This window comes from Priestia sp. KCTC 13724 (assembly GCF_056820425.1).
This window is the reverse complement of record NZ_JBXDLD010000129.1, coordinates 1-15,337: the sequence shown is the minus strand read 5'-3', so window position 1 is coordinate 15,337 and position 15,337 is coordinate 1. Positions and strand designations below refer to the sequence as shown.

Here is a 15,337-nt window from a genome sequence, read left to right as displayed (position 1 = left end):
AAAATAATAAAATTGAAGATTTTGAGTCTTTTTAATAGTTAATTTAAATTAATGCAACACTAGTGACTAAATTTAAATTAATATTCCTCCTTAGTCCAGCAGTGTTGGCTTTTGAAATATCCGAACCCATTAGTATTAAAAAATTAAATGATACAAAAGAAATTCTATTGTAGTGCAAACTTGTATGATTGTTCTAATAAAGAAATTTATAAAATAATGAATCGGAAGAGGGATGTTAATGAAATGGTCTGAAGTACGTCAGCATTTTCCAGAAAGGTGTGTCTTAGTAGAAGCATTAAAGTCTGAAGCAAAAGGAAAAGAAAGAATCATCGAAGAAATGTCGGTAATTGATGACTTTGAGAATGGCAATGCAGCATGGAAAGTGTATAAAAAGCTACACGGGGAAAATCAAAATCGTGAATTATATATCTTTCACACGAATAACGAAGAAATAAAGGTAATTGAGTAGCCATATATAGGAGTACGAAGAAGAGTATGAAATTTCAACTGGATGACCGTTTACCTCTAGTCTCTGTTGAAATTGAATATGCTGGACAGAAAAAGACATTTAGCAACGTACTCCTTGATACCGGCTGTTCTTCAACCATTTTAGATACAGACTTATGTGAAAAAATTGGTCTGATGCTCGATTTAGAAAATGCAATTACACGAAAGATGTACGGAATTGGCGGTACGGAAATCTGCATTGAACAAAAAGTAAGTGGTATGAATATTGATGAGTTTCGACTGAATAATTTCACTATACAGCTCGGCGATGTTAGAGAAATGCATGGATTTGACGGAATCATCGGGAGTGATTTTTTTCTTGCACATAAATTAATCATCAACTTCGAAAATATGGAAGTGCGCAAAAACTAGGTTAAGGTAAACACCACCTTCATATTAATACGCGATCACCTTCTGAGTATTTAATCAAAATGCTAACATTTTGCTAACGCAATCCCATAAAAAACGGTAAATCACCGTTAAAGATGTTACAGTAAATAATATCCAAAACGTTGATTTACCGCGCTTTTTGCACCTCTCGTTAACGATGTTACACCCTCAAAGCTTACGGGCGGCATGATGTAATTAAGGGTTTAAAACCTTATTATATCAACGTCTAAAACGATGATATATTTTTCTTGTCCTCAGAGTTGTTTTCGTTTTATAAAACATGGCAACCCTGTGATAAAATAAAACAGCTAATTATAAAAAAGCCTCTCAACAGTTAAAAACTGTTGAGAGGCTTTTTATTTTAGCTATAATTCCTTTTTAACTTTAAATAGTTTAAATTTTTAAAAAATGTTTACACCAAGAAATAACAATGTTAATATTTTGTTTAAGAAGTATTTTTTTTTACTTTTGTTATCTTTTGTTGTTATTTTTATTACAAAGGCAAGTGATCTAAAACTTTTTTGTAAGCGTTATCAGATTGGTGGGGGAACAGAGCTGGAAATTTAAAAAATATTTAAATTCGAGGAGTGTATGCACGTGAGTTATACAGCACCGCTTTTGTCTCAAGAAATTATTATGAGAGCTAAGAAATTGAATACAACACTTATATCAGATGCCTTAGGATGTACAGGTTCAATGGATTATAGGGTTAAGCCAGTATCCTCAAATATGCATGTAGTTGGTACAGCATTAACAGTTGAAATGAGAGCGGGGGATAACTTGTTTTTACACCAAGGAATATACTGCGGGGGCGAAGGGTATGTGCTTGTGGCAGATGGAAAAGGGCACGTTGAAAACGCTTATTTAGGAGAGTTAATGGCTAAAGCAGCCAAAGCAGTTGGTATCGAAGGGATTGTCATTGATGGTTTAGTCAGGGATAAAGAAATGCTGAGTGAAATAGGACTTCCCGTTTATGCAAAAGGCTTCATTCCTAATGGGCCGTTTAAAGATGGTCCTGGTGCTATTAATATACCAATATCTTGTGCTGGCGTCACGGTTCACCCAGGCGATTTAATAGTTGGTTATGATGATGGTATAGTGGTTGTTCCTCAAGAGAAAGTGGAAGATGTACTTTTGAAAGCAGAAAAAAAGCTTGAATACGAAAAAAAACGTTTACAATTGATTGATAACTATGAGGAAAGTAAAAGCCAAGAAAAAACAGATAAAACAAGTATCGCACCAGAATGGTTAGCTGAAAAAATCAAAGCATTTGAATACTAAAGGAGGCAAATGAAACATGAATTTAGGATTTATCGGATTTGGTGAAGCGGCCTTTGAATTAGCATTTGGCCTCAATGAACAAGGGATTAAAAAAATAAAGGCATATGATCCGCTTTGGAATATGACAGAATATAGTAATCTCATTCAAGATCGAGCTAAAGCAGCCAACGTTACAATATTAGAGTCACCTGAAGAAATAATGAGAAGCTCCGAAGCGGTCATTGTTGCAGTCCCTGCAGACAAGGCATATGAGGTAAGTAGACAATTAGTATCATACGTTAAAGGTAAGTGCCTTTATATTGATGTTTCAGCAGCTAAGCCCACTATTAAAAAACAAATAGCAGCAAACGTAAATAGTGTTGGCGGGGAATTTGTAGATGCCGCTATGATGGGGCCTTTACCAGTTTATAAACATAGAGTACCTATTCTAGCAAGTGGTAATGGTACCGATACTTTTATTGAAAAAATGTCCATATATGAAATGAATATTGAGAAAGTAAGCGAGCTACCTGGTGAAGCAACAGCCGCTAAATTGATAAGAAGTATTTATATGAAAGGAATCGTTGGCTTATATATTGAATTATTAGAAGCTGCTCAACATTACAATGTTGAAAATCTTGTTATCGATTCATTAAGTGAGACCATTAACGGAAAAAGCTTTGAAGAAACAATGAATCGCCTTGTGACGGGAACTGCCCTTCATGCAAATCGACGTTCTATTGAGCTTGGGGGCACAATTGATATGCTAGAATCAGCTCAGATTGATTCTAGCATATCAAAAGCAGCAAAAGCTAAAATTGAAAAGCTTGCTTTACTAAATTTCAAAGAAAAATATCAAGGGCAAAAGCCAGAACATTGGAAGCAAGTCATTGAAGCATTTAAAGTAATAACATAAAAATAAGATAATAATACGAAGCGGTATTTATAAAAGTGGTGAAAGAAGGTGTAGACATGGGGGTTGGAATTTGGGCGTTACTTGTATTTATTGGTATAATTGTGTTTTGGAATCTAGTACTTAAACGTAATATTGCAGAGGCAATGCTTGCTGGGTTTATTGCAACTGCTTTGTTCGGTGGGACGGAATTTTTCGATTTAATATGGAATGGTCTTCTCTTTGCGGGTACAAATGATGTTTTGTACGCATCTGTAGCATTTGTATTTATGGCATATGTTATTGATCACACTGCCATTATTGCTAGTCTTGTAAAAATACTGAACTCTCTATTAGGACGTCTACCTGGGGGAGCTGCATACGTTGATACAATTGCATCAGGAATAATGAGAACGCTTGCAGGTTCAAACTCAGGGAATACAGCTACTACGGGCTCTATTACTGCGCCGTGGATGGTGCAGTCCAATTTTAGTCGGGAGCGAGCTGCTACTATTGTAGCTGGTAATGGTGGCCTTGGTGCAGCGTTACCACCTAGTGCATCAATGTTTATTATGCTTGGATTTGCCCCTATTGCAGCCGTCGTGTCAGAAGGGGATTTGTATGTAGCTTTATTTATTGCGGGAGTATACCAAATAATTTATCGTATATTTCTTATTATGTATTTTGTTAAGCGTGATAATATTAAAGCGGTTTCACCGGAATTTATTCAGCCGTTAAGAGAAGCGTTAAGTACAGGTTGGAAATCAACATTGATTTTTTGGGGCGCATTAATTCCAATTGTAATTACAATTGGACCTCTTGCTAAAAAACTTATGGAAAATCAAAATATCGGCAGTGATGCAATGGAAAGTATTTCATTAATCACATGGATACCAATTCTAATTATCTTCATTAGCATGATGGTTGGATGGACTAAATTACCAAAGACAGCAAAGGGTTGGAATAACTTTTTAAATAAAGCGATTCCCCGTTTTTCCACAATAGGAGCACTACTTGTTTTTGCTTATGCTTCTAGCCAAGTGTTGACTGATTTAGGTCTTGCTGAAGATTTAACAGCTGTCATGGACTCTATTGCAATTTCTAAGTGGTTAATGGTTCTGGTAATTTCCCTTCTTGTAGCTTTAGTTGCTGGTCCACTTTCATCCACAGCTACATTAACCGCTATTGGAATGGTGGCTTTTGCAGCAATGGTATCAGCTGGAGTTGATCCTTTACTTGCAGTAGTTGCAATTCTTGTTTTTGCTTCAACAGAAGGTGCATCGCCACCTGCTTCTGGATCAATATTTATTGCGGCTTCCCTCGCAGGTGCGAGTCCTGAAAAGACTTTCGTTCCTTTAATTTTATATTATGTTATTCCAACTTTATTGATTGGTTATTTCATTGCAATGGGCTTCTTGCCAGTACTAAATTAGAGGAGAGTGAAAAAATGAGAAATATCATTGCTTTTTTATTTAAAACTTGTCTTTTGCTGTTTTTAGCTGGCGGAACCTGTTTAGTCTTTGGTCAACTGGCAGGAATCCTGTTTCAAAAAGGTTATTTAATACAGAAATCTTGGGACATATTTGCTAATCCAACCTTTATGATTAGTGCATTAGCTGGAATACTTGGCTTTATTCTCGGATATCTCCCCAATGAAAAATTAAATGAAGGACATGCTTATTCTTCAGATGAATTTGATGAAAAATTAGAGCATGTTCGTTAGGAAAAATCCAATCAATTCTATTTATAGCTAACTCATTCTCTTTATAAGTAACTGTATAATTACTATTATATCTAGAATTTTGTTGAACAAGGTAATTTTTAGTGTAGCTATTTCTATGAGAATAATATGCTTTTTTACAAGAAAGAAAAATCGTGATAATATTTTCTCAGATGAAAAAAGGTGGAAAAATTAACACATTACCCAATTGTCTGGAGAGATAATATGGAAAATCCTATTGTGAAATTACAACAAAGAATTGGTGAATTAACGGAAACACAGCGAAAAGTAGCAGACTACATTATTAAACATCCGCTTGATGTAGCTTTTTTGACCGTAGATCAATTGGCAGGAGTAGTAAAGACAAGTACAACAACGATAATGCGGTTAACATTTAACCTTGGGTATTCAGGTTACACTGAATTTCAAAAAGGGCTTCAAGAAAATTTAAGAAACCAAGCTGCTCCTCAAACAAGACTTGAAGCAAATATAAAGGGAATTAAAGAGGCCGATTTGTGGGGACGCTATGCAGAAAGGCAGATTAGCAATATCCAAAGTACCATTGATGTAATTTCCAACGAAGTGCTTGAGGATACACAAAAAGCAATCTTATCAGCAAATCGAATTATTTGTACAGGCGTTAGAAGCGGATTACCGGTTGCACAGTATTTGACGCATGGATTAAACAGGCTCTTTGGGAATACCAGTCTATTTGTAGCCGATTTAAGTGATTGGGCAGATAGCATGGTTGGCCTGGACGAGAACGATTTAGTAATTGCGATTAGCTTTCCAAGATATGCTCGGCGGATTATTGACCTTACCCGAACAGCAAAAAACAATGGTGTAAAAATCATTTCAATTACTGACAGTTACTCGTCTCCGCTTGCTTCTCATTCTGATATAGTACTGTCATGCAATTCAAGCAGCATTGCTTTTCATAATTCAGTGGTATCATCAATGTTTGTAGCAGATTATATAATCAGCGCTTTGGCAATTAATTATCCTGAACGAACGAAGAAACGTCTTGATAAGGTGAATGAAATTCTGATGGATATGGACTATCACTCGTTGAATTAGTTTGAGGTTGATTAGGAATATGTCTTGCTTTTCTTTAATTAATATGGGCTTCTCGATAAATTAAAGGCTAAATATTAATTTAAAAAAGAGTTAACAAAATACAAGGCCTGCTCACTTGAGCAGGCCTTGTATTTTGTTACATAGCAAGATAACATTTAACGAATTCTCTGCTTACGCATCCACTGCGTTGCTACCCACTTTTCACCTTTTACAACGGGTGCACCGCCATGAAGAGTTAAGTCGTTAAGCTCTTGATTTGTATAGAAGTATTCAAAGTATACGGCCATACCTTTTTTCGGCGTAACGGAAAATTTTAGCTTTGGAAAATAAGTTTCGCCACCTTCTTCTACATCATTTAAGTACATAACGAGCGTGCTGATTCGATTGTTCTTCGCGGCTTTGCTTGTAGGGACGAAGTAATCGTGGTGTGCTCGATATTCTTGATCTGGTAAATAGTTTAAAATTTGAAGACCCTCAGCATGATCGGTTGGAATGCCCATGATTTCGGAAGTGCGCATTTCGATTTTCTGTACAAGTGGATTCTCACTTTCATCGAAAAACATACCGCTACTTGTACGGATATTATTAACTTCACGTGAAGCTCCAATTTTAGAGCGCTGCATTTTATCTTTAGATAGCTGAATTAGTTCATCACACTCTTCATCGCTTAACACATTGTCTAATACGAGAATGAGCGGCTCTTCTAAACGAGCGATAATGTCAATTTCTCTATCGCTTAATATAATTTTATTGCCTATATGATTAAAGATTGTTTGTTCTTTTGTTACTAAAGACTCTTGATCTAAAGCCATTTTTCTTCTTCTCCTCAAAAAAGACTTATTTTTCTGAAATCTAATGCAGTATTCTTGGAATCGCTTACTGATAAAAATTATATCACGCAGGGCAAAGGTTTGCTTCTAATAAGATAAATGTTTATTTTCTAATTATTTGAGGTTGTTTCGAAACTGGTAAAAATATAAAGCATCAGACTCACCTTATTTCTTTTAAGTAAACTGCTTGATTTGCTAGAATAGTACTATATTTGTGAAAAATTTGTATGTATACATACATTAAGGGGGACTTTCATGATACCAGCAGAAAAGGTGCAGACTCAGCTTCAACAGCTTTTAAATACAATTGACGAAGTGGTTATAGGAAAGCGAGATGTAGCTAAGCTCAGTATTGTTGCACTCCTTGCAGAAGGACATGTTCTATTAGAAGATGTACCAGGAGTAGGGAAAACGATGTTTGTCAAAACGTTGGCTAAGGCAATTAATGCTGATTTTAAGCGAATTCAATTCACACCAGACTTGCTGCCGTCAGACGTAACGGGTATGTCGGTATATAGCCCAAAGGATATGGAGTTTCACTTTAAACCAGGCCCAATTTTAACGAATATTGTATTAGCAGATGAAATCAACCGTAGTTCACCAAAAACACAAGCAGCACTATTGGAAGCCATGGCTGAGCAGCACGTTACCATAGACGGGTTAACAAGAGAGTTACCATCTCCATTTTTTGTGATGGCTACGCAAAATCCAATTGATTTTGAAGGAACGTATCAATTACCAGAAGCGCAGCTTGACCGTTTCTTATTTAAATTAAATATGGGATACCCAACGAAACAAGAAGAGCTAGCTATTCTAAATGGAGTTGAGCAAAAGCGAACGATAGATGATGTCCAGCCTGTTATGAATGTGGAAGAACTGCGTACGATGCAGCAAATGGTGAAGGATGTTTACGTAGATGATGTCATTAAAAACTATATCGTCGATTTGGTTATCCAAACGAGAACTCATGAATCCATTAGCCTTGGCGTAAGCCCGCGTGGTTCCGTAGCGTTAATGAAAGCAATTCAAGCGTATGCTTTGCTTGAAGGTAGAGATTATTGTATTCCAGATGATGTTCAACACTTAATGAAACATGCGTTCGCACACCGTGTTATACTGCAACCTGAGACGAGATATGAAGGGGTGACGGAAGGCTCCATTATCGAAGGCATTATAAAGCGTACGCCTGTGCCGGTGAAAGGATAAAAGCTATATGGCTAAACTAAGTGTTAAAAGGCAACCAGTCATAAGCTTTTTGTTATTAGTAGTCTTATTAGTAGCGACTTTTGCTTATGCGATGTTTCAAGGAGGATTTGTAAGCTGGTTTTTATTTTATAGCTTTCTGCCTTTTGGTTTATATGGAATTGTGATCGCGTTCTATCCTATGAAAAGCTGGCAAGTGGAGCGAGTGATGACGCGTACGCAGTACGAAGCAAAGGAATCGGTTTATTACAAAGTTCATATTAAACGAAACTCATTTTTTCCTTTGTACAATCTTTCCGTTGAAGATATATGTAAAGAGGCTGATTTATCTTTGCGAAAGATAGTATACCCACTGTGGAAAAAAGACATTGTGATTGAGTTTGAAATTCCCTCCTTAGAGAGAGGTGAGTATAACCTTACTGGAATCTCGATTGAAATGAGTGATTTATTAGGCATTGTTCATCGACAGCAAGTTTTTGTGACAAGAAACCAGCTCATTATGTATCCTCATTTAATACAAGTTAAACCTACCTCTTCCCAATGGAGTGAGGGGGAAAAGCACTTTTATAAGCGTTCCATTGCTGAAAATACGATGCTTGCTACTGGTGTGCGTGAGTATGAACAAGGAGACCGCTTGTCTACTATTGATTGGAAAGCGACTGCCCGAAAAGGAACGCTTATATCAAAAGAGTTTGAGAAGATGAGTGATTTGGAAGAGGTTCTTATTTTTGATGGCGTTGATCCTACAGACTTTGAGGAGCGGACTGGTTTCATGGCTTCAATGATTCTATCGTATCTAAATCAGCATAAGCCAGCTTCATTTATCCATGGGGGAAGCAGTAGTCGTTTAAAGGAGCTGCATGGAGGAGCTCAGCATGAGAGAGGATGGCTTGCTTACTTTGCTAGGGTCCAGCCGATACGAAACGGAAAGCTAACGATTCCAAAAGGTTTATCTCATGCAGTTACTGTTATTTCAAGTTCGATGACAAGTGAATTAATTCAAGAGGTTCAAGCTAAAGTAAGTCCGCAAACAAAAGTAACGCTTTTTATTATACAAAGCAAACAAGACGGACGAGGTTATGTGAATATTCCAAGGTGGGATGTTCACTTTATTCAATTTCCAAATCCCCGTAGTGTCCGGGAGGTGAAGAAGCAATGAAGTCTCTAAGTATTCGCAGCATATTACTTTATGTCGGCGCGTTTTTATTGCTGATTGAATGGCTACATCCACTTAGTGTGGTGACTGATACAGGTGAGATTCAGTATTTTATCTTTTTTGTTAGTATTACCTTTCTCTTACTGATGCTGCAGACCTCGTTTTTTATTGTGACAGTTATAAACGCAGCGTTTGTTTTGTATGCTATTAATCGCATTTACTATCAAACGCCCTTTTTATCAGCAGAATGGTTTAGTGCGTTCGTTGACCAAACTTCAATAGATATAGGCCGTATTATCGGCTGGCAAATTCCCAATTTGTCAGTTGAGATGAGAACATGTCTGTTTTTTATCTTGTTATGGATTATGGCTTACTTAATTCGCTACTGGATTTTTTATCAGCAAAAGATTTTTTTCTTCTTTTTATTAACAATTGTTTACGTTACAGTGCTTGATACGTTTTCTGAGTATGACGCTACGTTTGCTATTGTTCGAGTTGTAGCCATTGGCTTCTTATTATTAGGCTTTTTGCGATTACACATAGATGGAAGAACCAAACAAAAGCTTTCCTACGTTGAAAATAGAGCAAGGTCTTTCTTTTTGCTACTAGGTGTTCTGCTTATAGTAGTTGGTGTTGCTTATATTGCACCAAAATCAGCTCCGAAATGGCCTGACCCTGTTCCGTTCTTAACAGCTTACACACAAAACAGTGGTGAAGGCGCATCAAATAACCAGCGGATTGGTTACGATACTGATGATTCTCAGCTCGGCGGTGCCTTTACCGCAGATGATACGGTTGTATTTACTGCTCAAACAGAGAAAGAGCATTATTGGCGGATTGAAACAAAAGACGTCTATACGGGAAAAGGCTGGGAAACGTCTTATAATGCTGCGAGTCGACCGTTAGAAGGAAATGAGAACGTACTTCCTCAATATGGTGCAAGTGTAGAAAAAGAATCATACACAGCGTCCATTAAGTTTGAACAACCAACTATTCATTTAATGCATGTTCCAGAATTGAAGAGTATTTCTCTTAATGATGTACTGCAACCGCAAATTACGCCAGCGAATGAAAAGTTATTTCCTTACAATCAAGGTCGCGTGACCGAAGCGAAATCATATGAAATGACATATGCATATCCTACTTTTAATATTGAACAGCTACAAAATAGTGATCGAAATGGAGTTTCTATTGAACAGAATTCTTCGTTTCAAAACAGGTACACTCAGCTCCCAGAATCATTACCTAATCGAGTTGGGCAGCTTGCTCAAGAGATTACAGCTGAGGAAGCTACTCGCTATGATAAAGTAAAAGCAGTAGAGAAGTACTTTCAAGCTAATGGTTTTGTATATGATACAAACGATGTAGCTATTCCTGGTGAAGGAGAAGACTACGTAGATCAATTCCTGTTTGAGACGCTTAGAGGATACTGTGATAATTTTTCTTCATCCATGGTTGTCCTACTTAGAACACTTGATATTCCAGCGCGCTGGGTGAAAGGCTATACCGAAGGCGAACAAATTAGCGCTAGTGCAGAAACGCCTGTATATGAAGTGACGCAAAACAATGCACATTCATGGGTCGAGGTTTATTTCCCAGGAACAGGTTGGGTTCCGTTTGAACCAACTAAGACATTCTCAAACCCTTATGAATTTGATGAACCTCAAGTGGAAGGGAATAATCAAGGTACAGAAGAGGAAGAGATAGAAGAAGCTACTGAACCAGAAGTGGAAGAGCCGGTACAAGAAGAGCAGAAACCTGAAGAAAAACAAGTAGCAGATGATGAGAAAGTGGAACCTTCAGATGCTGCAATCTCCTTATGGTGGTTATTGCTTCTCATTCCCTTTTCATTCATATTGTTATACATGACACGTTATAAATGGTTGCCACGTGTAATGGTTCCATACTACCGCAAACGTTCGGATGAAAAAGCGTTTGAAAAAGCCTATTTCTTCTTAATAAGTATGTTAGCAAGAAAAGGTTTAAAAAGAGATTCACATGAAACGCTGAAGGATTTTGCTTTACGAGTAGATCATCAGCTTCATACAAATGATATGAGTGAATTAACGAGAAAGTATGAGAGAGTTATTTATAAGCAGCAGTCATCTGTAGAATCTTGGAGTCAATCAGTAGAATTGTGGGAAAATTTAATTAAAACGACAGGTTCTTGACCATTTCCAGCTTGATTGATAGAATATTCACGAACTTACTATAGTGTTACGTATACCTTCATATATCCTCGATAATATGGTTCGAGAGTCTCTACCGGGTCACCTTAAATGGCCTGACTATGAAGGCAGGATATTCTTTTTGATCATAGCTTTGTGTTCAACTAGACTTTCTGCCTTTATATAAAAGGGGAAAGTCTGGTTTTTTTATATTTTGGGGCATAATAGCAAGTGATTATTTACACATTCGGAGAGGTGAGCGAGATGGAAGGCATGATTGTTGTATTAGATTTTGGAAGTCAGTATAACCAACTCATTACGCGTCGTATTCGTGAGTTTGGCGTATATAGTGAATTACATCCACACACAATTACAGCAGAAGAAATTAAAGCGTTAAATCCTAAAGGGATTATTTTCTCTGGTGGTCCAAATAGTGTGTATGGTGAAAGTGCATTTCACTGTGACGAAAATATTTTCGAATTAGGAATTCCTGTACTGGGTATTTGTTACGGTATGCAGCTTATGACTCATCATTTTGGTGGTAAAGTAGCGGGTGCAGATCATCGTGAGTATGGTAAAGCATCGATTCACGTACAAAATGATTCATTAATGTATCATGAGCTACCGAAAGAGCAAGTGGTATGGATGAGCCACGGCGACTTAGTTGTAGAAACACCGCCTGGATTTGAAGTGGATGCGACAAGTGCATCTTGCCCAATTGCTGGTATGAGCAATAAAGATAAAAATATGTACGGAGTTCAATTCCATCCAGAAGTTCGCCATTCAGTATACGGAAATGATCTGTTAAAGAACTTTGTATTTGAAGTTTGTCATGCTGAAGCTAACTGGTCTATTGAAAACTTTATTGAAGTTGAATTAGAAAAAATTCGCCGAGTTGTTGGAGATAAAAAAGTATTATGTGCATTAAGTGGCGGCGTAGATTCTTCTGTAGTAGCCGTATTAATTCATAAAGCAATCGGTAACCAATTAACTTGTATGTTCGTAGATCATGGTTTATTACGTAAAGGTGAAGCGGAAAGCGTAATGGAGACGTTCAGCGAAGGGTTTAATATGAACGTTATTAAAATTGATGCAAAAGACCGCTTCTTGAACAAATTAAAAGGTGTATCTGACCCAGAGCAAAAGCGTAAAATTATTGGGAACGAGTTTATCTATGTATTTGACGATGAAGCAACTAAACTACAAGGTTTTGAATTTTTAGCTCAAGGTACACTATACACAGATATTATTGAAAGTGGTACAGCAACTGCTCAAACAATTAAATCTCACCATAACGTAGGTGGATTACCAGAAGATATGGAGTTTGAGTTAATTGAACCTTTAAATACACTATTTAAAGATGAAGTGCGTGCATTAGGTACTGAATTAGGTATTCCTGACAATATTGTATGGCGCCAACCATTCCCAGGTCCAGGGCTAGGAATTCGTGTGCTTGGTGAAGTAACAGAAGAAAAGCTTGAAATCGTTCGAGAATCTGATTACATTTTACGTGATGAAATCGCAAAATCAGGTTTAGAGCGTGATATCTGGCAGTACTTCACAGTTCTTCCTGATATCCGTAGTGTTGGTGTAATGGGGGATGCTCGTACGTATGATTATACAATCGGTATTCGTGCCGTAACTTCAATCGATGGGATGACTTCTGATTGGGCTCGTATTCCATGGGATGTGCTTGAGAAGATCTCAGTTCGTATCGTAAACGAAGTTAAACACATTAACCGCGTTGTGTATGACATTACAAGTAAGCCACCTGCAACAATCGAATGGGAATAATATGTAAGGAAACCGAACAAACGAACATTCTTTTGTAAGAATGTTCGTTTTTTGTTGACTTAATTCATTATTAAGTGGTAATATACTAGCATAAAAGAACTAAACATATTAAGAAATGTCGTATAATCTTGGGAATATGGCCCGAAAGTTTCTACCGAGCTACCGTAAATGGCTTGACTACGAGCAACTCTGTATATACAAACGATTTATTCTATCTATTAGATAAAAAGAGAAGAGTAGATAGTATCATTCCGTATATATTTACGTAGTTAACGCCTTTACATTATTAATTGTATAAGGCGTTTTTTATATTACCCATGAGACAGCGACTTCCAATGGTGGGGAGGAACAAGTATGAAGAAGTACTTTCGTTTTGATGAGTTAGGAACAAATTATAGAAGGGAAACTATTGCAGGATTAACAACTTTTTTATCCATGGCGTATATCTTATTCGTTAATCCAGCGATGCTATCATTGAGCAGTGTACCAGATTTACCAGATAGCATGCGTATGGACCAAGGTGCGGTATTTACAGCTACTGCTTTAGCTGCAGCGCTTGGTTCACTCATTATGGGAGTAATCGCTAAATACCCAATTGCGCTTGCGCCTGGAATGGGTTTGAATGCTTTCTTTGCTTATAACGTTGTATTAACAATGGGTATTCCGTGGCAAACGGCTTTATCTGGTGTTATGGTATCGGGGTTAATTTTCATCTTATTATCTTTATCTGGTATACGTGAAACAATCATTAATGCTATTCCAGCAGAGTTAAAACTAGCAGTTGGTGCTGGGATTGGTCTTTTCATTACATTTGTTGGATTGCAAAACGCTAATATTATTGTAGACAATCCAGATCTACTAGTTGGTTTAGGTGATTTAACAAATGGTAGTACATTACTTGCTATTTTTGGTGTTATTATAACAGTTATCTTAATGGTTTTACGCGTCAATGCGGGAATCTTTATAGGAATGGTTATTACAGCTATCGCTGGTATGGTTGTAGGGTTAGTTGATTTACCAACAAGTGTTGTCGGCCCGGCTCCTAGCTTAGCTCCGACATTTGGTGCTGCTTTTGAAAACTTCGGTGAAGTGTTTACGCTTCAAATGCTAGTTGTTATCTTAACTTTCTTATTTGTAGATTTCTTTGATACAGCAGGTACTTTGGTTGCTGTTGCAACTCAAGCTGGACTAATGAAGGATAATAAATTACCTCGTGCAGGAAGAGCGCTTTTAGCAGACTCTACAGCGACAGTAACGGGTGCGGTTTTAGGAACATCTACAACAACATCGTATGTTGAATCAACAGCGGGTGTTGCAGCAGGTGGGCGATCAGGGTTTACTTCAGTTGTAACTGCATTTTTCTTTTTAATTGCTATTTTCTTTTCACCTTTACTTTCTGTAGTAACTTCAGCGGTAACAGCACCAGCTCTTATTATTGTGGGTGCACTAATGGTAGCAAGCCTAGGGAAGATTAAGTGGGATCAATTTGAAGTAGCGGTACCAGCTTTCTTAACGATTATCATGATGCCTTTAACATACAGTATCGCTACAGGTATCGCGATCGGTTTTATCTTTTATCCAATCACGATGATCTGTAAAGGTAGAAGGAAAGAGATTCATCCGATTATGTATGGGTTATTCGTAATCTTCGTTCTATATTTTATTTTCTTAGCAGAATAAAATAATTAAAGAATAGTAGAAGAAGAGGCAGCTAAAGTAGCTGCCTTTTTATTTTGAGCAGGTTACTGGACTTTGCTTGAATAACAGTTATAAAATAAGTGCATATCATTGAGAAAGTTAAATGATCGAAATGAGTAAATAAAAGCTTTTTAAAAAAGTGAAAGTTTTTTTAAAAAAACAATTGACTCTTCATAATTATCATGGTAAATTATTATATGTCGCCAAGGAGCGATTGAGAAAAACTTGAAGTTTGAAAAAAGAGTTTGGAAAAAAGTTGTTGACTTTTAAAACTCAGAATGATATATTAGTAAAGTTGTTTCAAGAGAAAATGAACTTTGAAAACTGAACAAAGCGACAAACGTCAACGTTAATTTTTTTAACTTTTATGAGCAAGTCAAACATTTCTTCGGAGAGTTTGATCCTGGCTCAGGATGAACGCTGGCGGCGTGCCTAATACATGCAAGTCGAGCGAACTGATTAGAAGCTTGCTTCTATGACGTTAGCGGCGGACGGGTGAGTAACACGTGGGCAACCTGCCTGTAAGACTGGGATAACTCCGGGAAACCGGAGCTAATACCGGATAATATTTTTTCTTGCATAAGAGAAAATTGAAAGATGGTTTCGGCTATCACTTACAGATGGGCCCGCGGTGCATTAGCT

General features: G+C 37.2%; 13 protein-coding genes, 1 rRNA gene and 2 riboswitches. Of the genes, 13 read left to right on the top strand and 1 reads right to left on the bottom strand.

What is annotated here, in order from left to right:
• Positions 1-238 precede the first annotated feature (238 nt).
• The 7 genes from AC1UFB_RS16055 (at position 239) to AC1UFB_RS16025 (ending at position 5,846) form a co-directional block, all read left to right on the top strand.
• Entirely contained in the window at positions 239-469 is a 231-nt protein-coding gene (locus tag AC1UFB_RS16055; protein ID WP_100346437.1) for a hypothetical protein, read from the top strand.
• A 26-nt stretch (positions 470-495) separates the two neighbouring features.
• Positions 496-879 (top strand): retropepsin-like aspartic protease, encoded by a 384-nt coding sequence (locus AC1UFB_RS16050; protein ID WP_100346436.1) that lies wholly within the window; start codon positions 496-498, stop codon positions 877-879.
• 609 nt (positions 880-1,488) lie between these two features.
• A complete protein-coding gene (locus AC1UFB_RS16045; RefSeq protein ID WP_482589490.1) occupies positions 1,489-2,178 on the top strand; it encodes an RraA family protein in 690 nt (229 codons plus the stop codon).
• A gap of 16 nt (positions 2,179-2,194) precedes the next feature.
• The gene (locus tag AC1UFB_RS16040) at positions 2,195-3,073 is read left to right on the top strand and encodes a DUF1932 domain-containing protein (protein ID WP_131886723.1); all 879 of its coding nucleotides are present in this window, start codon (positions 2,195-2,197) and stop codon (positions 3,071-3,073) included.
• A 56-nt stretch (positions 3,074-3,129) separates the two neighbouring features.
• Positions 3,130-4,482: a TRAP transporter large permease subunit gene (locus AC1UFB_RS16035; protein WP_328101900.1), complete on the top strand. Its 1,353-nt coding sequence runs from the start codon at positions 3,130-3,132 to the stop codon at positions 4,480-4,482.
• A gap of 14 nt (positions 4,483-4,496) precedes the next feature.
• Positions 4,497-4,772: a hypothetical protein gene (locus AC1UFB_RS16030; protein WP_328101899.1), complete on the top strand. Its 276-nt coding sequence runs from the start codon at positions 4,497-4,499 to the stop codon at positions 4,770-4,772.
• A gap of 222 nt (positions 4,773-4,994) precedes the next feature.
• Positions 4,995-5,846 (top strand): MurR/RpiR family transcriptional regulator, encoded by an 852-nt coding sequence (locus AC1UFB_RS16025; protein WP_328101898.1) that lies wholly within the window; start codon positions 4,995-4,997, stop codon positions 5,844-5,846.
• 155 nt (positions 5,847-6,001) lie between these two features.
• On the opposite strand, the gene AC1UFB_RS16020 is transcribed toward AC1UFB_RS16025, so the two are convergent.
• Complete coding sequence (locus AC1UFB_RS16020) at positions 6,002-6,658, bottom strand: 2OG-Fe(II) oxygenase (protein ID WP_163071368.1); 657 nt, start codon at positions 6,656-6,658, stop codon at positions 6,002-6,004.
• A 273-nt stretch (positions 6,659-6,931) separates the two neighbouring features.
• Here AC1UFB_RS16020 and AC1UFB_RS16015 point away from each other — a divergent pair, with 273 nt between their 5' ends.
• The 6 genes from AC1UFB_RS16015 to AC1UFB_RS15990 form a co-directional block, all read left to right on the top strand.
• Positions 6,932-7,882: an AAA family ATPase gene (locus AC1UFB_RS16015; protein WP_025908436.1), complete on the top strand. Its 951-nt coding sequence runs from the start codon at positions 6,932-6,934 to the stop codon at positions 7,880-7,882.
• A gap of 7 nt (positions 7,883-7,889) precedes the next feature.
• On the top strand, positions 7,890-9,038 hold the full coding sequence (locus AC1UFB_RS16010) for a DUF58 domain-containing protein (RefSeq protein ID WP_025908435.1): 1,149 nt from the start codon (positions 7,890-7,892) through the stop codon (positions 9,036-9,038).
• Complete coding sequence (locus AC1UFB_RS16005; protein ID WP_482589489.1) at positions 9,035-11,206, top strand: DUF4129 domain-containing transglutaminase family protein; 2,172 nt, start codon at positions 9,035-9,037, stop codon at positions 11,204-11,206. Before AC1UFB_RS16010 ends, AC1UFB_RS16005 begins: the two co-directional genes overlap by 4 nt.
• A gap of 38 nt (positions 11,207-11,244) precedes the next feature.
• Positions 11,245-11,346: riboswitch (purine riboswitch) on the top strand.
• Positions 11,347-11,467: 121 nt separating this feature from the next.
• Positions 11,468-12,997, top strand: coding sequence for a glutamine-hydrolyzing GMP synthase (gene guaA, locus AC1UFB_RS16000; RefSeq protein ID WP_035320199.1), 1,530 nt, complete (start codon positions 11,468-11,470; stop codon positions 12,995-12,997).
• A gap of 98 nt (positions 12,998-13,095) precedes the next feature.
• Positions 13,096-13,197: riboswitch (purine riboswitch) on the top strand.
• A 154-nt stretch (positions 13,198-13,351) separates the two neighbouring features.
• Positions 13,352-14,677, top strand: a complete 1,326-nt coding sequence (locus AC1UFB_RS15995; RefSeq protein WP_061786449.1) for an NCS2 family permease — start codon at positions 13,352-13,354, stop codon at positions 14,675-14,677.
• 403 nt (positions 14,678-15,080) lie between these two features.
• Positions 15,081-15,337: ribosomal RNA gene (locus AC1UFB_RS15990) — 16S ribosomal RNA — on the top strand; the annotation flags it as partial.